Raw genomic sequence first — 17,325 nt, 5'->3', positions numbered from 1 at the left:
TGACGGGGGGCGGGTGACGGGGGGCGGGGCCACCTGGAGCGGCCCCCCGGGTGGCCCCGCCTCCCGGACATGCCCAACCCCGCCTCCGGCCGCCCCGCCCCTCAAAGCCTGGTCCCGGCCCGTTCTTTTGGGGGTTTCCCGGCAGTCTTCGGATTTCCGGGGCGGGTCGGTCGGTCAAGGGTGGAGCGCAGCGACATCGCGCAGCGACGCGACCGAAGGGAGCGCCCTTGAGGGACCGGCACGACACGGAGAGACGATGAGGCTGACGGGAAACCCCATACGCATCCCTGACTACCGGCCCCGTGGATCCCGCCCCCACCGAAGCCCCCACCCCTACAAGTAGTCCTCCAGCCGCCCGATCCGGTAGCCCTGTTCCTGGATCCGCTGGAGCATGCGCGTCGTCATCTGGGTTTCCGTCGTGCCCTTGAGCTCACCCGGGCCGCGGAAGTGGGCGAGGACGATGTCGCCCGGTTTGAGGGCGGCGCCCTCGGCGTACTGGAAGTTGTTGATCTGCATCGAGACCCGCCACAGCAGCAGGGACGAGACTCCGCACTCCGAGGCCGCCCGGAGGGTGTCGTCGTTGTAGTTGCCGAAGGGCGGGCGGAACAGCGGCGGGCGCTGGCCGAAGCGCTTCTCCAGGCGTTCCTGCTGGCCGCATATCTCCTTCTTCTGCCCTTCGAAGGACAGGGTCCGCAGGTTCGGGTGGGTCAGCGTGTGGTTGTTTATCGTGCTCGCCGAGCCGTTGTCGCGGAGCTTCTCGAAGTGCCCGTAGTCCGACGAGGCCACGCTGTCCGTGAGGAACATGCTGATCGGCAGCTTGAGATCGGCCGCCATCTTCAGGAACTCGGGATCCTTCTCCGCACCGTCGTCGAAGGTCAGGAAGACGACCTTGTCGTCCGCCGGGACGGGTATTCGGTCTATCACCGCGGCCTTGCCCGGGCCCGGCTTCGGGATCTGCGGTTTGCGGTCCGGCTTGGGCGCGTACTGGAGGGGGGCCGTCAGGCCCCACTTCCTGTACGCCTCGTCGGATGCGCCCCCCGGCGCCGGCGAGGCGGAGGACCCGGCCGGCGACGGCGTGGCGCCACCGGCGTCCGGTGTCGCCTCCGCCGTCTTGCGGCCCAGCCGTTCGGTCGGGTGGACGTTGTCCCCGCACCCCGTCAGGGACAGCGCGAGCGCGCCGGCCGCCAGCGTTCCGGCTACCAACCGGCGCGCGTGCTTCACAGATAGTCCTCCAGGCGAGCCACGGCATACCCCTTGTCCGTGACGGTCTTCATGACATGACGGATCATGTCAGGCATCGTTCCCTTCCAGTCCTCCTTACCCCGGAAGTGCGTGAGGATGATGTCACCGGGGTGCAGATCGCGGTCCCACTCCCGGTAGTCCATCCGGTTGGTGAACGCCTCCGCGTTCCACAGCGGGACCGCCTTGATGCCGCAGGACTTCGCCGCGCGCAGCGTGTCCTGGTTGTAGTTGCCGTACGGCGGCCGGAAGAGCGTCGGCCGCTTGCCGAACTGCTTCTGGATGGTGTCCTGCTGGCCGCAGATCTCCTCGCGCTGCTGCTCGTAGGACAGACCGGGCATGTAGCGGTGGTTGAGCGTGTGGTTGTTCAGAGTGACGCCGGCGGCCTGCATCTGCTTGAAGTACGGGTAGTTGTCCCGTACGACGTAGTCGCTGAGGAAGGCCGTGTACGGGATCTTGAGCTCCTGCATCATCTTCAGGAACTCGGGGTCCTTCTCCGAGCCGTCGTCGATGGTCAGGAAGACGACCTTGTCCTCGGTGGGGACGGTGGTGAAGACGTTGGGGTACTCCTCCTGGTCCTCCACCTCGAAGCCGTCGCGCGTGTGGATCTCGGGCTTCCCCTTCGGCGCCGGCGGGGCGGCGAGCGGGGTCTTGCGCAGACCCCACTTCTTCGCCGCGACGACGCGCGCCTGCTGGGCCGCCTTGGCCTTCTCGGCGGCGCTGAGCGCACCGGCGGCGCCCGCCTCCGCCGCCTTGGCGGCCTTCTCCTTCGCGGCCTTGTCCGGCCCGGAGTCCCCGGAGCCGCACGCCGTCCCGAGGGCGGCGACGAGCAGGACCGCCACGGCCGCCCCGAACCGGCCGCGCGGACCCGCCGCGTACCGGTGACCTTGTTGCGACTTATTTCCCTTTTGTCGTACTAGCTGCATAGCAGCGCATCCTGACACCCGACACACGGACTCTCCGGAAGACACCCGCGAAGGCGGTCCCACCTTCCTTCGACTGGCCCACACCGCCCGGCCCGGATCCCGCCCGCCCGGATCCCGCCCGCCCAGGTCCCGCCCGTCGCCGACAATGGACCCGTGACCCCCGAAGACTTCGCCGCCCTCCTCGCCCCCGAGGGCCGCGCCCTCCTCGACTCGCTCCGCGACTACGACCCCGCCCAGGAGCTGGCCGTCGCCACCCGGCTGCGCCGCGAGCACCCCGCCGGGCTGGTCTCCGCCGCGCTCGGGCAGGCCCGGCTGCGGCAGCGCGCGGTGGCCAAGTTCGGTGCGGAGGACGCCTTCCGGATGTACTACACGCCCGGCGGCGGCGAGATGGCCACCCGGGCGTCCGTGGCCTCGTACCGGGCCGAGCGGCTCGCGGCCCTCGGTGTACGCAGCCTCGCGGACCTGTGCTGCGGCATCGGCGGGGACGCCCTCGCGCTGGCCCGGCTCGGCATCCGGGTGCTCGCGGTGGACCACGACCCGCTCACCGTCGCCGTCGCGCGGGCCAATGCCGAGGCGCTGGGGCTGGCGGACCTGATCGAGGTCCGGGAGGCGGACGTGACGGAGGTGGACACCTCCGGCTACGACGCCGTCTTCATCGACCCGGCCCGGCGCGGGGGGCGCGGCCGGATCTTCGACCCCGAGTCGTACTCACCGCCGCTCTCGTGGGCGGTGGAGACGGCCCGTGCGGCGAAGTACGCCGCCATCAAGATCGCTCCCGGGATCCCCCACGAGGCCGTGCCCGCGGAGGCCGAGGCCGAGTGGATCTCCGACCAGGGCGACGTCAAGGAGGCCGTGCTCTGGTTCGGGACCGCGCCGGGGACCGTGCGCGCCACCCTGCTCCCGGGGCCGCGCGAGCTGCGCACCACCGATCCGCTGCCGGATCCGGAGGCCGGGCCGGTCGGCCGCTGGCTCTACGAGCCCGACGGGGCCGTCATCCGCGCCCATCTGGTCGCCGAGGTCGCCGAACAGCTGGACGGCCGGCTGATCGACCCGACCATCGCCTACATCACCGCCGACGAGCTGCGCGCGACGCCGTACGCGACGGCGTACGAGATCACCGACGTGCTGCCCTTCGGCCTGAAGAAGCTGAAGGCGCTGCTGCGCGAGCGCGGGGTCGGGATCCTGACCGTGAAGAAGCGCGGCTCGGCGATCGAGCCGGAGGAGCTGCGCAAGAAGGTCAAGCCGCAGGGACCGAACTCCGCGACCGTCTTCCTGACCCGCGTGGCGGGCGCCCCGTCGATGCTGATCGGCTCCCCCGCCGTACCGCCTGCGGCGACGCCCGACCGATGAGGCCCGCACCCCGCCACCCGGCCACTGACGTGCCGGGCGGCGGCGCGGTGCGGGCAGCGACCCGGCCAGTACGGGCAGGGCCGTGACCAGTCGGGCCGTGGCGGCACGGTGCGGGCCGCGGTCGGTGCGGTGCGGGCCGCGGTCGGTGCCGCACCGGGCCCGTGGTGCGGCTCCCGCGAGGGCGCCGGCGTCGGCGTCGGCGTCGACCGGGTCAGGCTTCGTCGGCCTCTACGGACTCGAACCGCCAGCGGTGCACCGCCCGCGTGATCAGGTCGGCCGCCGGCTCGGGCAGCTCGGGGAGGTCCGCCGACACGCCCTCGGCGGCCTCCCACCAGGTGATCACGAGCACCCGGCCCTGCGGGGCCCGGAACACCTCGCGGCGTACCGGCTCCCGGGCGAGGATCTGGGCGCGGGCCCACTCCAGCAGCTCGTTGCCCCGGCCGTCGGCGGCCCGGGCCTCCCACATCAGAGCGACGGTGCTCACGAGTACAGGTTGTCCTTGCTCAGCTCGTGCACGTGGTCGTGATCGTGCGTGTGGCCGTGGCCGTGGCCGTGACCATCGCCGTGGTCGTGCCCCGCCGCGTGCGCGGTACCCGGCACGTGCGGGTCGGTCACCGGCAGCGAGGAGTCCGCCGACAGGTCCCAGTCCGAGGGGGGCCGGTTCCGCTTGACCATTTCCGCGCCCAGGGCCGCCACCATCGCGCCGTTGTCGGTGCACAGCTTCGGCCGCGGCACCCGCAGGATGATCCCCGCGTCGTCGCACCGCTCCTGCGCCAGCGAGCGGAGCCGCGAATTGGCCGCGACACCGCCGCCGATCATCAGGTGGTCGACGCCCTCGTCCTTGCACGCCCGGATCGCCTTGCGCGTCAGCACGTCCACCACGGCCTCCTGGAAGGACGCCGCCACATCGCGCACCGGGACCTCCTCGCCCGCCTTACGCTTCGCCTCGATCCAGCGGGCGACGGCCGTCTTCAGTCCGGAGAAGGAGAAGTCGTAGGCGGCGTCGCGCGGCCCCGTCAGCCCGCGCGGGAATTTGATCGCCTTCGGGTCGCCCTCGCGCGCGAGCCGGTCGATGACCGGGCCGCCGGGGAAGCCCAGCTGGAGCACGCGCGCGATCTTGTCGAAGGCCTCGCCCGCCGCGTCGTCGATGGTCGCGCCGAGCGGCCGTACGTCGGAGGTGATGTCCGGGGCCAGCAGCAGTGAGGAGTGCCCGCCGGACACCAGCAGGGCCATCGTCGGCTCCGGCAGCGGCCCGTGCTCCAGCTGGTCCACGCAGATGTGGGAGGCCAGGTGGTTCACGCCGTACAGCGGCTTGCCCAGCGCGTACGCGTACGCCTTGGCCGCCGAGACGCCCACGAGCAGCGCGCCCGCGAGGCCGGGGCCCGCCGTGACCGCGATGCCGTCGAGGTCTCGGGGGCTGACCCCGGCCTCCTTCAGGGCGCGTTCGATGGTGGGGACCATCGCCTCCAGGTGGGCCCGCGAGGCCACCTCGGGCACGACGCCGCCGAAGCGGGCGTGCTCGTCGACGCTTGACGCGATCGCGTCCGCGAGCAGGGTGGTGCCGCGGACGACGCCGACGCCGGTCTCGTCGCAGGAGGTCTCGATGCCGAGGACGAGCGGTTCGTCAGCCATTGCTCTCACTGCTCTCAGTTCGTGCTTGTGCGGGGTCGGTCAGTCGCATGACGAGCGCGTCGACGTTGCCGGGCTGGTAGTAGCCGCGCCGGAAGCCGATGGGCTCGAAGCCGAAGCGCTCGTAGAGCTTCTGGGCGCGCGTGTTGTCCACCCGTACCTCCAGCAGCACCTCGGCGCACTCGAATGCGGTGGCGGCGCGCAGCAGGTCGGTCAGGAGCCGGGCGCCGAGCCCGGTCCCCCACTGGTCGCGGGCGGCCGCGATGGTCTGTACGTCGGCCAGGTCGCCGGCGGCGGCCAGTCCGGCGTAGCCGACCAGGCGGCCCGTCCCGTCCTCGGCGACGATGTAGCGGCGCGTGGCCTGCGGGCCTCGGGCGTGGGCGAGTTCGGACCAGAACATCCCGGCGGACCAGGCGTCGTCGGGGAACAGCTCGTGTTCCAGTTCCAGCACGGGTCCGATGTCCCACCAGCGCATCTCGCGCAGCGTGTGGGACGTCACTGCGGGGTGACCACCTTGTAGTTCTTGGGCACCTGCGCGTCGGGCCGGCGCAGGTAGAGCGGGGTCGGAGGCAGGAACTCCAGGCCGGCCGCCAGTCGTTCCGCGGCCAGCGAGGCCAGTGCGGCGGCCGACTGGTGCTCGGGGCCCCGGGCGTCCGTGAACACCTCGGGGTACAGGAGCGCGCCCTGGCCGACCGCGGGCACGCCCGCGACCTGCTCGGCGATGTCCGCCGGGCGGTCCACGGCGGGCTCGCCGACGCGGGTGCGCGGGTCCTCGTACCGGGCCCAGTAGACCTCCTTGCGCCGTGCGTCGGTGGCGACGGTGAAGGGGCCCTCGATCCCGGCGGCGCCCGCGGCGTACGCGAGACCGTCGAGGGTGCACAGGCCGTGCACGGGCACGCCCAGCACGGCGGCGAAGGTGGAGGCGGTGACGAGGCCGACGCGCAGCCCGGTGTAGGGACCGGGCCCGACGCCGACGACGACGCCGGTGACGGCTTCGAGGGTGACCCCGGCCTCGGCGAGGACCTTGTCCACGGAGGGCAGCAGAAGCTCCCCGTGGCGGCGGGCGTCGACCTGGTTCGACTCGGCGACGACGGACTCACCGTCGTGCAGGGCGACGGTGACGGCGGGCGTGGCGGTATCTACGGCGAGCAAGAGCACGCGAACAGCCTACGACTCCGGGGGCCGCGCCCCTTGCGGCCGGTCTGGGAGCAGGGCGGCTGCTACCTTTCGACCGGGGTATCGAACCGTGGTGCCCATCGGCGCGGAGAGGTGGAGCAAGGTGGCACGCAGCAGCTCGGGAATCGTGGCCGGGCTCACCGCCGTAGCGGTGGCCGTCGTCGGCTTCCTCGGCTACCAGGCCTCCGCCACCGCTCCCGCGCACCCTCCTCGGGCGGCCGTGCAGGAGCCGGCCCCCGCCGCGAGCCAGGCCAAGCAGGACCCGGCGAAGCCTATGGCCGTGCCGGAGGGTTCCGGCACCGGGGTGCGGGTCGTGTACTCGGTGGGCCAGAAGCGGGTGTGGCTGGTGGGCGACGCCGCGCAGGAGCCGAAGTCGTTCACGGTGATGCCGAGCACGGTGCACCCCAAGGCGGGCACCTACGCGGTCGGTTCGCGCTCGGGTTCGGTCACCGGCTCGGACGGGGTGCCGATCGAGCACGTCGTGCGGTTCGCCACCGCGGAGGGCGTGGCGGTCGGTTTCAGTGCCCGGACGGACGGCGCGCTGCCGGAGCCCGACCCGAACAAGAAGACCGGCGGCATCCGCATGACCCGCGCCGACGGCGACGCGATGTGGGCCTTCGCGACGATCGCCGCGAAGGTCGTCGTCGTTCCCTGACGGATCGCCCGCCCTTCACCCGACCGGGTGAGGTGCCCGGATGCCCGGGACGCCGCCCGCTAGGCCGCTTCGGATTCCGGAGCGGCTTCTTCGTGTGCGGGGTCCGCCGGCCCGCCCGTGCCCGTGGCGTACTCCCGTGCGGGTGGTGTGGAGACGGCGGTGGCGGCCACGCCGGCGGCGAGGAGCGTCCACATGGAGACGGTGGACGGGCGGGGTTCGCGATGTGCTCCTGCTGGTGCCGACATGGCTGCCTCCTGGACCCGGGACACCGTACTTAGGCATACCTAAGAAACTCTCGGTACCATGTCATCACGAGTGCTACCGACAAGCAATATCTTGCCGACGAGTTGTCGGTACGTTTACTCCGAGAAGGCCTCCGCCAGGGCATCCAGCCCGGCTCCGGCGCCCCAGCGCGCCCCGACACCGCGCACCGACACCTCGCGTACGTCGTCCAGGACCTCCTCGTGGCCGACCGCGCGCGCGATCACCACGTGCAGCCGGTCGTCGGAGAGCTCCTCCACCTTGCCGTCGCCCCACTCCACGACGACCACGGACTCGGGCAGCGAGACGTCGAGGTCCAGGTCCTCCATCTCGTCCAGCCCGCCGCCCAGCCGGTACGCGTCCACGTGCACCAGCGCCGGCCCACCGGTCAGCGAGGGGTGCACGCGGGCGATCACGAAGGTCGGCGAGGTCACGGCCCCGCGCACGCCCAGGCCCTCGCCGAGCCCGCGGGTGAGCGTGGTCTTGCCCGCGCCCAGCTCGCCGGTCAGCAGGACGAGGTCGCCGGGGCGCAGCAGGGCGGCGATCCTGCGGCCCAACTCCTGCATCGTGTCCGGGGATTCGATGGTGATGCGGGTCTGCGAGCCGGCTCCGGACTCAGCTGCCGGCGCCTGGCTGCGCTGTGCTTCCAGCGGTACTTCTTCCATGCGCGCCAACGTTAGTCGCTGCGGGGACCGCGACCGCCCCGGTGCGCGCCAGCAGCTCGGTGAGCAGCCGGGTCACGGTTTCCGGGCGTTCCAGCATCATCAGGTGCCCCGTGGACTCCAGGACCACGAGGTCGGCGCCGGGCAGTGCCTCCTTGATGGCCACGCTGTGCGCGGGCGGGGTGATCATGTCCCGGTCCCCGGCGATGACGGTGACCGGCAGGTCGGCGAACAGCTGGAGCGCGCCGGACTTGTCGTGGGTCTGGAAGGCCGGGTAGAACTCGGCGACGACGTCGATGGGCGTGGCCTCGATCAGCCGCTCTGCGAACCGCGCGACGCCCGGATCCACGTCCCGGGAGCCGAACGAGTACATCTTGATCATTCCGGCGAAGAGGTCCGCGGTCGCCCGGCGGCCCTTCTCCACCAGCTCCACCTGCGAGCCGAGCGCCTTGAGCACGCCCGGCAGGATCCGGCGCACGGCACCCATGCCCGCCGTGGGGAGCCCGTACGTCACCTCGTCGAGGCGGCCGCTGGAGGTTCCGACCAGGGCCACGCCGACGACGCGGTCGCGCACGATCTCGGGGTACTGCTCGGCGAATCCCATGATGGTCATTCCGCCCATCGAGTGACCCACCAGGATCAGCGGCCCCTCGGGGGCGGCGGCGTCGATGACGGCCTTGAGGTCCCGGCCGAGCTGGTCCATGGTCAGCGGATCGCCGTCCGCCTGGGCGAGGCCGCGGGCGCTGCGGCCGTGGCTGCGCTGGTCCCAGTAGACCGCGCGGACCACACCGCGCAGGGCGGCGCGCTGGAAGTGCCAGGAGTCCTGGCCGAGGCAGTAGCCGTGGCAGAAGATCACGGTGGCCGGGGGCTCGGGCTTGCGCCGCAGGCGCCGCCGCTTGCCGTCCTCGGGGAGCTCGTCGACCTCGTAGTAGAGCTCGGTGGCGTCCTCGGCCCGGCAGATCCCCTGGGTGCCGCGCAGGGAGCCGTAGTCCCCGGCCGCGTCGAGCGCCAGGCGCGCCTTCATGCGCATACCGCGCCCCACGGTGATCCGTTCGACCGCGACACCGGCCGCCGCACCCGCGGCTATCACGCCGATGGCGGCGCCGGCCCAGCCGGCCTTGCGCCAGTTCTCGCTCACGCCGCCGCCCTCACTCCGCTCAGCCGCCCAGGTACACCCGGGGCACACGTCCACCGATACGGGTGACGATCTCATACCCGATCGTGCCCGCCGCCCGGGCCCAGTCCTCGGCGGTGGGTTCACCGCGCTCCGCGTCCCCGAAGATGACGGCCTCGTCACCCGCGCGGGCGTGGTCTCCGTCCAAGTCGACCACGAACTGGTCCATCGCGATGCGCCCGGCGACCTGACGGACCTTGCCGCCGACGAGCACCGGGCCGAGGCCGGAGGCCTGCCGCGGGATGCCGTCGGCGTAGCCCGCCGGGATCAGCGCGAGGTTCGTCTCGGCGTCGGTGACGTAGTGGTGGCCGTAGCTCACTCCGTGCCCGGCGGGGACGGTCTTGACCAGCGCGAGAGAGGCCTTGAGCGTCATCGCGGGCCGCAGGCCCAGCTGGGCCGGGGTGCCGAGCTCGGGCGCGGGCGAGACGCCGTAGACGGCCAGCCCGCAGCGCACCAGGTCGAAGTGGGACTCGGGGAGGGTGAGGGTGGCCGGCGAGTTGGCGATGTGCCGGACCTCGGGCTCGACGCCCTCCTTCTCGGCGTACGCCAGCATGTCGCGGAAGGCGGCCAGCTGGAGCTGGATGGAGGGATGCCCGGGCTCGTCGGCGCAGGCGAAGTGCGACCAGAGCCCGGTGACCTGGACGGTCCCCTCGGCCTGGGCGGCGACGGCCGCCCCGACGAGCGCCTCCCAGTCGGCGGGCTGGCAGCCGTTCCGGCCGAGGCCGGTGTCGGCCTTGAGCTGGATGCGCGCGGTGCGGCCGGCCGCGCGGGCGGCCTCGCGCACCTCGTCGAGGGCCCACATGCCGCTGACTGAGACGTCCAGATCGGCCTCGACGGCCTCCCGCCAGGGCCCGCCGGGGGTCCAGAGCCAGCACATGACGCGGCCTTCGATGCCGGCGGCGCGCAGCGCGAGGGCCTCGTCGGGGGTGGCCGTGCCGAGCCATGTGGCACCTGCCTGCCGGGCGGCCCTCGCGCACTCCACGGCCCCGTGCCCGTAGGCATTCGCCTTGACCACGGCCATGAACTCGGCCCGGGGCGCCCGCTCGCGCAGTGCGCGCACGTTGGCCCGTACGGCGTCAAGATCGATCTCGGCGTACACGCGCGTCGCTGTCTCGTTCATCGGCCCCAGTCTCTCAGAATCCTTGGCCCGGCCCTGCGGGGCCGGGCCAACCGGGAACCGAGCTTCCGCTCCGACCCCGGCCGGCCGGCGCGCTACGACGGGCCGCGGGGTGGGCGCGGGGTGCGCCGCGGGCCGCCGCTCCCCGGGCTCCGCCCGGACCCGCGCCTCAAACGCCGGCGAGGCCGGGTGGGGCAGCCCCCTCCGATGAGGCTGAAACACCCGGCGCCGCCGGGGTGATGCCGGCGGGCCCGTCAGGGGTGGCGGGTGTCGCGCCAGGCTGCCGGGAGGGCTTCGGCCAGCTGGTGGGCCAGGAGGGGGCCTCCGGTCCGGCGTGCCGCCAGGCCGTGGAGGTACGCGCCCACCGCGCCCGCGTCCGCGCCGGACAGGCCGCCCGCCAGCAGGGACCCGGCCAGCCCGGACAGCACGTCCCCGCTGCCGGCGGTGGCCAGCCACGGGGTCCCCGTCGGGTTCACCCGGACGGCGGTGTCCTCCCCGCCGGAGGCGACCAGCGTCGTCGAGCCCTTCAGCAGCACCGCGGCCCCGTACCGCTGCGCCAGCACCCGTACCGCGTCCAGCCGGCCCCCCTCCACCGACTCCCGCGACACCCCCAGCAGCGCCGCCGCCTCCCCCGCGTGCGGGGTCAGCAGGGTCGGGGCCGTCCGGGCCCGCAGCGCGGCCGCGTCCAGCCCGCGCAACCCGTCCGCGTCGACCAGTACTGCCGCGTCCCCGGCCAGCAGCTCCGCAACCTCCCCGGCCCGCCCGTCGCCCAGCCCCGGGCCGACCACCCAGGCCTGCACCCGGCCGGGCCCGATCAGCGTCTCGGGGTAGCGGGCGAGGACCGCGTCGGCCGCCGGCCCCACGTACCGCACCGCGCCCGCGCCGCCGCGCAGCGCGCCCGCCACGGCCAGTACCGCCGCTCCGGGGTACTGCGCGGACCCGGCGACGATGCCGACCACGCCCCGCCGGTACTTGTCGCTCGACGCCGTCGGCTCCGGCAGCAGCCCCGCCACGTCCGCGTGCTGGAGGGCCTCCACCTCCGGCGGCGGCAGCTCCAGCCCGATGTCCACGAGGTGCACCGCGCCCGCCCGGGAGGCTCCGGGGTCGATCAGCAGACCCGGCTTGTACGCCCCGAAGGTCACCGTCACGTCGGCCGTGACGGCCGGACCCGCGAGCTCCCCGGTGTCCGCGTCCACGCCGCTCGGCAGGTCCACGGCGACCACGGGGACCCCCGGCGGGATCCGCTCGACCAGGGCCGCGGCCGCCGGGCGCAGTCCGCCCCGCCCGCCGATCCCGAGCAGCCCGTCCAGGACGAGGTCCGCCCGCTGCGGTACGGCCGGCTCCACCCGTCCCCCGGCGGCCCGCAGCGCGGCCAGCCCGCCCGCGTGCATCCGTTCGGGGTCCATCGGCACCGCCGTCACCCCGGCGCCGCGCCGCGCCAGCCGGGCGCCCGCGTACAGCGCGTCACCTCCGTTGTCCCCGGGGCCGACGAGGAGCACGACCCGCGCCCCGTAGACGCCGCCGCGTGCGCGGCGCAGCAGCCCCGCGCACGCGGCGGCCAGGCCGGCCGCCGCCCGCTGCATCAGGGCGCCCTCGGGCAGCCGGGCCATCAGCTCCCGCTCGGCGCCCCGTACGGTCTCCACGCTGTAAGCAGTGCGCACGGACTGCCCCTACCCTTCTGCGATCACCACGGCCGAGGCCACCCCGGCATCGTGACTGAGCGAGATGTGCCAGGACTTCACGCCCAGCGCCAGCGCCCGCGCCTCCACCGTCCCGCGGACGCGCAGCCGGGGCTGTCCGGTGGCCTCGACGTACACCTCGGCGTCCGTCCACAGCATCCCGCCGGGCGCGCCGAGGGCCTTGGCCAGGGCTTCCTTGGCGGCGAACCGTGCGGCGAGCGAGGCGATCCCGCGCCGTTCACCGCTCGGCAGCGTCAACTCGGCGTCGACGAACAGCCGCCCGGCCAGGTTCGGCGTGCGCTCCATCGCCGCACCGAACCGCTCGATCTCCGCGACGTCGATCCCCACACCGATAATCACCAAAGCCGCCCTACTGCTCCACTACTCCACGGTCACGGACTTGGCGAGGTTACGCGGCTGGTCCACCTCGTTGCCGCGCGCCGTCGCCAGCTCGCACGCGAACACCTGCAGCGGGACCGTCGCCACGAGCGGCTGGAGCAGCGTCGGCGTCGCCGGGATCCGGATCAGGTGGTCGGCGTAGGGAACGACCGTCTCGTCGCCCTCCTCCGCGATCACGATGGTCCGCGCCCCGCGGGCCCGGATCTCCTGGATGTTCGACACGATCTTGTCGTGCAGCACCGACCGGCCGCGCGGCGACGGGACGACGACCACCACCGGCAGGTCCTTCTCGATGAGGGCGATCGGCCCGTGCTTGAGCTCGCCCGCCGCGAAGCCCTCGGCGTGCATGTACGCCAGCTCCTTGAGCTTGAGCGCGCCCTCCAGCGCCACCGGGTAGCCGACGTGCCGCCCGAGGAACAGCACGGTGTTCTTGTCGGCGAGGGAGCGCGCGAGCTGCCGTACCGGCTCCATGGTCTCCAGTACGGTGTCCACCGCCGCGGCGATGTCCGACAGCTCCCGGATCACGGACTCGATCTCGTCGCCCCACTTGGTGCCCCGGACCTGGCCGAGGTACAGCGCGACCAGATAGCAGGCGACCAGCTGCGTCAGGAAGGCCTTGGTCGAGGCGACGGCCACCTCGGGACCCGCGTGCGTGTAGAGCACCGCGTCCGACTCGCGGGGGATCGTCGATCCGTTCGTGTTGCAGATGGCCAGTACCTTGGCGCCCTGCTCGCGCGCGTGCCGCAGCGCCATCAGGGTGTCCATGGTCTCGCCGGACTGCGAGATCGCGACCACCAGCGTGCGCTGGTCGAGGATCGGGTCGCGGTAGCGGAACTCGCTCGCCAGCTCGGTCTCGCACGGGATGCGGGTCCAGTGCTCGATGGCCAGCTTCGCGATCATGCCCGCGTGGTAGGCCGTACCGCACGCCACGATCACGACCTTGTCGACCTCCCGGAGCACCGAGACGGGGATGCGCACCTCGTCCAGGGTCAGCGAGCCGCTCGCGTCGATCCTGCCCAGGAGGGTGTCTGCGACGGCCTTCGGCTGCTCGGCGATCTCCTTGAGCATGAAGTAGTCGTAGCCCCCCTTCTCGGCCGCGGAGGCGTCCCAGTCCACGTGGTAGGCCCGCACGGTCGCGGCCGTACCGTCGAAGTTGGTCACCGTGACGCCTTCGCGGCGCAGCTCGACGACCTGGTCCTGCCCCAGCTCGATCGCGGACCGGGTGTGGGCGATGAAGGCGGCCACGTCCGAGGCGAGGAAGTTCTCGCCCTCGCCGACGCCCACCACCAGGGGCGAGTTGCGGCGCGCGCCGACCACCACGTCCGGCTCGTCGGCGTGCACCGCGACCAGGGTGAACGCGCCCTCCAGGCACCGGCACACCTGCCGCATGGCCTCGGCGAGGTCTCCGGTGGCCGAGAACTGCTCCGCCAGGAGGTGCGCCACCACCTCCGTGTCCGTCTCGGACTCCAGCCGGTGCCCGCGCTCGGCCAGCTCGGCCCGCAGTGCGGCGAAGTTCTCGATGATGCCGTTGTGCACGACGGCCACGCGCCCCGAGTTGTCGAGGTGGGGGTGGGCGTTGGCGTCGGTGGGCCCGCCGTGGGTCGCCCACCGGGTGTGCCCCAGTCCCGTGGAGCCGGCCGGCAGTGGGTGCCCGACCAGCTCTTTCTCCAGATTGACGAGCTTCCCGGCCTTCTTCGCGGCCGCCAGGCTGCCGTCCGCGAGCACGGCGACCCCTGCCGAGTCGTAGCCGCGGTACTCCAGCCGCTTGAGTCCGGCGATGACCACATCGAGCGCCGACTGCGCTCCCACGTAACCCACAATTCCGCACATACGGCGCAGCGTACGCCGTAGTTGGTCCTCTGCCCCGTAGCCGAACAAGACGAAAACCCCGCTCCGGCGAACGTGCCGGAACGGGGTTGACGCTCAGTCCTCGGGAAGGGGTCAGCCGAGCTTCTTGACCTGGACGTCCACGACGTCCTTCGGCTGCTCGGCGGCGCCGGCCAGGCTCACGGCCGAGAAGGTCGCCAGGGTGCTGCCCTTGCGGACGACCACGAGCTCCATGGTCATCGGCTCGCCGTCCGCGTCACCCGTCACCGTGTAGGCGAGGGCCTCGTCGCCGGCGGTGACGGCGGCACCCGGGGCCACCTTCGTGATCTTCAGCGAGTCACCGCCCTGACCGCCCGTGTAGCCGCCGGCGCAGGCCGTGCCCGCCGTCTTGAGGGTGGCGAAGGCCTCCGCGGCGCCCTTGCCCTCGTACGAGTGGAGGGAGACCGAGGTGACGGTGCTGCCCAGGGCGTCCAGACCGGCCTTGAGCTTCTCCTCGGCGCTGGCGTCGGCCGCGGGCTCCTTGCCCTTGGCGACGGCCTTGGTCCCGGCCGTCCCTGCGGCGGTGCCGACCGGGTTCATCGACTGCGCGGAGACCAGCGGCTGGCACTGCGGCTTGTCGCTCTTGGCGCCGGCCGCGGCGGCGATCTCGGCCGGGGTGGCCGGCTTGACCAGGTGGTTCGGCAGGTCGGCCTGGACCACGAGCACGCCGGCCAGCTCGGCGGTCGTCTTCGCCTTGGTGGCCGGGGCGGCCGACGTCGCCGCCGCCTCGGACGGCTTGGCGTCGGCCTTGGTGTCGGCCTTCTCGCCGCCGCAGGCGGTGACGAGCAGGGTCAGGGACACCGCGGACGCGGCCAGGACGGTACGACGGACAAGAGCATTGCGCACGAAAAAACTCCCCCATGAATACGACTACGACAGGGCAGCCAGGACCGCGCCTCGGAAGCGGGGCGTGGATATGACCGCGATGATCAATAATCTACGGGGCCGACGATCGGCCCGTTGCCACAGGCGGGGATCACCGCCAATCGTGACCCGGGCGAGACCCCAGGCATGTCCAATCGAAACCACTCGGCGTACAACCACCGGCGTCCCGGCCGGGCCCGGCCCGGTACCGGCCCCTCCCGTTGCACACGTGACCGACCACACCACCCACAACCGCCCCGGAGCCCCGACAATGGCGGTGTGATCACTTCGCCGCCACGAAGCAACACGCCGGACGACGCAACGGAGCGCACCGGTCGGGACGGGCAAACCGCACGCCCCGCACACCGCCGCAGCCCCGACGCCTCGCCGTACGTCGACCTCACCCGCGCCGAGTGGAGCGCCCTGCGGGAGCGGACCCCGCAGTCGCTGACCGCCGACGAGGTGGAGCAGCTGCGCGGCCTCGGGGACGTCATCGACCTCGACGAGGTCCGCGACGTGTACCTGCCGCTCTCCCGGCTCCTGAATCTCTACGTGGGCGCCACCAGCAACCTCCGCGGCACCCTGAACACCTTCCTCGGCGACGCGGGCAACAGGCACGGCGCCCAGCAGGGCACCCCCTTCGTCATAGGGGTCGCCGGTTCGGTCGCCGTGGGCAAGTCCACCGTGGCCCGCCTGCTCCAGGCCCTGCTGGCCCGCTGGCCCGAGCACCCGCGCGTGGAGCTGGTCACCACCGACGGGTTCCTGTACCCGATGAAGGAGCTCCAGCGGCGCGGGCTCACCTCCCGCAAGGGGTTCCCGGAGTCCTACGACCGGCGCGCGCTCACCCGCTTCGTCGCCGACATCAAGGCCGGCAAGGACGAGGTGCGGGCCCCGGTCTACTCACATCTGATCTACGACATCGTCCCCGGCGAGGAGCTCGTCGTCCGGCGCCCGGACATCCTCATCGTCGAGGGCCTCAACGTGCTCCAGCCGGCCCTCCCCGGCACCGACGGCCGCACGCGCGTCGCCCTCGCCGACTACTTCGACTTCAGCGTGTACGTGGACGCGCGCCCCGAGGACATCGAGCGCTGGTACCTGGGCCGCTTCCGGAAGCTGCGCGCGACCGCCTTCCAGAACCCCTTCTCCTACTTCCGCAAGTACACCCAGGTTTCCGAGGAGGAGGCCATGGAGTACGCGCAGACGATGTGGCGGACGATCAACCGGCCCAACCTGCTGGAGAATGTGGCCCCCACCCGCGGCCGCGCCACCCTCGTCGTCCGCAAGGGACCGGACCACAAGGTGCAGAAGCTGAGCCTTCGCAAGCTCTAGCCCCCAGTCGCTAGGGTGCGGGCATGCTGCATCTGCGGATGATCACCCCGCACCACCTCACCGAGCAGGTCGTGACGCTGATCGACCGGACGGTCGGAACCACTCATCTGGTGGTGCTGACGGGCGCAGCCCGCGACCCCGAGGGCGATCTCGTCCTGTGCGACGTCGCCCGCGAGGCGGCGGACGAACTGCTCCAGGCGATGCGCGGACTCGGTATCGACGAGACCGGTTCGATCGCCGTGGAGAACATCGACCTGTCGATCTCCAGGCGCGCGGAGGACGCCGAGGAGGAGGCACCGGGCGAGGCCGCCGACGCGCTGGTCTGGGAGCAGCTCGCCGAGTCGACGCACGAGGAGTCCACCCTCACGATCACCTACGCCACGTTCATGATCGTCGCGACGATGATCGCGGCCTGCGGTGTGGTCCTGGACAACGCGGTCCTGATCGTGGGCGCCATGGCGGTCGGCCCGGAGTTCGGCCCGCTCGCGGGCATCTGCACCGGCCTGGTGCAGCGCCGTCCCACACTCGCCTGGCGCTCGTTCATCGCCCTGGTGGTCGGCTTCGCGGCGGCGATCGTGGCGACGACGGTCTTCAGCCTGGTGATGGACGGGCTCGGCCTCTTCCACGAGGACATGCTGGAGAACCCGCGGCCGAACACCAGCTTCATCTGGCAGCCCGACCCGTTCTCCTTCGTCGTGGCGCTGCTCGCCGGCGTGGCCGGCCTGCTGTCGCTGACCTCGGCGAAGGCCGGTGCGCTGGTGGGCGTGGCGATCTCCGTCACCACCGTCCCGGCGGCCGCCAACGCGGCCGTGGCCCTCAGCTACGGCGACTTCGGCCAGATGTGGGGCTCGGGCATCCAGCTGGCGCTCAACCTGGGCGGCATCATCCTCTCCGGGACGCTCACCCTCATCTGCTGGAAACTGCTGTGGCGCACCCAGGAGAGCCGGATGATCCGGAAACCGGGTGCGCCACGCAGGCCGGGCAGCGGCTACTAGCGCC

The 17,325-nt window shown here is 72.6% G+C and carries 18 protein-coding genes; 4 read left to right on the top strand and 14 right to left on the bottom strand.

Annotation, left to right across the window (positions count from 1 at the left end; genetic code table 11):
• Window positions 1–333 precede the first annotated feature (333 nt).
• Both ACIQZO_RS07680 and ACIQZO_RS07675 read right to left on the bottom strand, forming a co-directional pair.
• Complete coding sequence (locus ACIQZO_RS07680; RefSeq protein ID WP_403621588.1) at window positions 334–1,221, bottom strand: polysaccharide deacetylase family protein; 888 nt, start codon at window positions 1,219–1,221, stop codon at window positions 334–336.
• Window positions 1,218–2,165, bottom strand: a complete 948-nt coding sequence (locus ACIQZO_RS07675; protein ID WP_403621584.1) for a polysaccharide deacetylase family protein — start codon at window positions 2,163–2,165, stop codon at window positions 1,218–1,220. Before ACIQZO_RS07675 ends, ACIQZO_RS07680 begins: the two co-directional genes overlap by 4 nt.
• Before the next feature lie 111 nt (window positions 2,166–2,276).
• Between ACIQZO_RS07675 and ACIQZO_RS07670 the strand changes: the two genes are divergently transcribed.
• Window positions 2,277–3,515: a methyltransferase domain-containing protein gene (locus tag ACIQZO_RS07670; RefSeq protein ID WP_403622119.1), complete on the top strand. Its 1,239-nt coding sequence runs from the start codon at window positions 2,277–2,279 to the stop codon at window positions 3,513–3,515.
• Between the two features lie 211 nt (window positions 3,516–3,726).
• Here ACIQZO_RS07670 and ACIQZO_RS07665 read toward each other — a convergent pair whose 3' ends face one another.
• Genes ACIQZO_RS07665 through tsaB form a run of 4 tightly spaced genes read right to left on the bottom strand, consistent with a single transcriptional unit; the run spans window position 3,727 to window position 6,302 of the window.
• Window positions 3,727–3,999, bottom strand: coding sequence for a hypothetical protein (locus tag ACIQZO_RS07665; RefSeq protein WP_403621581.1), 273 nt, complete (start codon window positions 3,997–3,999; stop codon window positions 3,727–3,729).
• Complete coding sequence (gene tsaD / locus ACIQZO_RS07660) at window positions 3,996–5,147, bottom strand: tRNA (adenosine(37)-N6)-threonylcarbamoyltransferase complex transferase subunit TsaD (RefSeq protein ID WP_403621578.1); 1,152 nt, start codon at window positions 5,145–5,147, stop codon at window positions 3,996–3,998. Before tsaD ends, ACIQZO_RS07665 begins: the two co-directional genes overlap by 4 nt.
• Window positions 5,140–5,619 carry a ribosomal protein S18-alanine N-acetyltransferase gene (rimI, locus tag ACIQZO_RS07655; RefSeq protein ID WP_403622115.1) on the bottom strand — a complete coding sequence of 160 codons (480 nt, stop codon included), beginning with the start codon at window positions 5,617–5,619 and terminating at the stop codon, window positions 5,140–5,142. The genes tsaD and rimI overlap by 8 nt, the downstream gene beginning before the upstream one ends.
• A 20-nt stretch (window positions 5,620–5,639) precedes the next feature.
• Entirely contained in the window at window positions 5,640–6,302 is a 663-nt protein-coding gene (gene tsaB, locus ACIQZO_RS07650) for a tRNA (adenosine(37)-N6)-threonylcarbamoyltransferase complex dimerization subunit type 1 TsaB (RefSeq protein ID WP_403621575.1), read from the bottom strand.
• A gap of 121 nt (window positions 6,303–6,423) precedes the next feature.
• On the opposite strand from tsaB, the gene ACIQZO_RS07645 reads away from it, so the two are divergent.
• The gene (locus tag ACIQZO_RS07645; RefSeq protein ID WP_403621572.1) at window positions 6,424–6,975 is read left to right on the top strand and encodes a hypothetical protein; all 552 of its coding nucleotides are present in this window, start codon (window positions 6,424–6,426) and stop codon (window positions 6,973–6,975) included.
• Window positions 6,976–7,034: 59 nt separating this feature from the next.
• Here ACIQZO_RS07645 and ACIQZO_RS07640 read toward each other — a convergent pair whose 3' ends face one another.
• The 8 genes from ACIQZO_RS07640 to ACIQZO_RS07605 form a co-directional block, all read right to left on the bottom strand.
• Window positions 7,035–7,220: a hypothetical protein gene (locus ACIQZO_RS07640; protein ID WP_107470028.1), complete on the bottom strand. Its 186-nt coding sequence runs from the start codon at window positions 7,218–7,220 to the stop codon at window positions 7,035–7,037.
• A 114-nt stretch (window positions 7,221–7,334) separates the two neighbouring features.
• Window positions 7,335–7,901: a tRNA (adenosine(37)-N6)-threonylcarbamoyltransferase complex ATPase subunit type 1 TsaE gene (tsaE, locus tag ACIQZO_RS07635; RefSeq protein ID WP_403621569.1), complete on the bottom strand. Its 567-nt coding sequence runs from the start codon at window positions 7,899–7,901 to the stop codon at window positions 7,335–7,337.
• Window positions 7,852–9,111: an alpha/beta fold hydrolase gene (locus ACIQZO_RS07630; RefSeq protein WP_403621566.1), complete on the bottom strand. Its 1,260-nt coding sequence runs from the start codon at window positions 9,109–9,111 to the stop codon at window positions 7,852–7,854. Before ACIQZO_RS07630 ends, tsaE begins: the two co-directional genes overlap by 50 nt.
• Window positions 9,056–10,192 carry an alanine racemase gene (alr, locus tag ACIQZO_RS07625; protein ID WP_403621563.1) on the bottom strand — a complete coding sequence of 379 codons (1,137 nt, stop codon included), beginning with the start codon at window positions 10,190–10,192 and terminating at the stop codon, window positions 9,056–9,058. Before alr ends, ACIQZO_RS07630 begins: the two co-directional genes overlap by 56 nt.
• A gap of 251 nt (window positions 10,193–10,443) precedes the next feature.
• Window positions 10,444–11,850: an NAD(P)H-hydrate epimerase gene (locus ACIQZO_RS07620; RefSeq protein WP_403621559.1), complete on the bottom strand. Its 1,407-nt coding sequence runs from the start codon at window positions 11,848–11,850 to the stop codon at window positions 10,444–10,446.
• 9 nt (window positions 11,851–11,859) lie between these two features.
• The gene (locus ACIQZO_RS07615; protein WP_403621556.1) at window positions 11,860–12,231 is read right to left on the bottom strand and encodes a holo-ACP synthase; all 372 of its coding nucleotides are present in this window, start codon (window positions 12,229–12,231) and stop codon (window positions 11,860–11,862) included.
• An 18-nt stretch (window positions 12,232–12,249) separates the two neighbouring features.
• Window positions 12,250–14,097, bottom strand: coding sequence for a glutamine--fructose-6-phosphate transaminase (isomerizing) (gene glmS / locus ACIQZO_RS07610; RefSeq protein ID WP_403621553.1), 1,848 nt, complete (start codon window positions 14,095–14,097; stop codon window positions 12,250–12,252).
• A gap of 111 nt (window positions 14,098–14,208) precedes the next feature.
• Window positions 14,209–14,979, bottom strand: a complete 771-nt coding sequence (locus ACIQZO_RS07605) for a hypothetical protein (RefSeq protein WP_403621550.1) — start codon at window positions 14,977–14,979, stop codon at window positions 14,209–14,211.
• Between the two features lie 297 nt (window positions 14,980–15,276).
• On the opposite strand from ACIQZO_RS07605, the gene coaA reads away from it, so the two are divergent.
• Both coaA and ACIQZO_RS07595 read left to right on the top strand, forming a co-directional pair.
• Window positions 15,277–16,326, top strand: a complete 1,050-nt coding sequence (gene coaA, locus ACIQZO_RS07600) for a type I pantothenate kinase (protein ID WP_403621547.1) — start codon at window positions 15,277–15,279, stop codon at window positions 16,324–16,326.
• Between the two features lie 23 nt (window positions 16,327–16,349).
• Complete coding sequence (locus tag ACIQZO_RS07595; RefSeq protein WP_403621544.1) at window positions 16,350–17,321, top strand: DUF389 domain-containing protein; 972 nt, start codon at window positions 16,350–16,352, stop codon at window positions 17,319–17,321.
• Window positions 17,322–17,325 lie beyond the last annotated feature (4 nt).

The organism is Streptomyces sp. NPDC097617 (assembly GCF_044761485.1).
In the GTDB taxonomy this organism is placed as follows: Bacteria; Actinomycetota; Actinomycetes; order Streptomycetales; family Streptomycetaceae; genus Streptomyces.
This window is presented reverse-complemented; position numbering and strand designations above follow the sequence as displayed.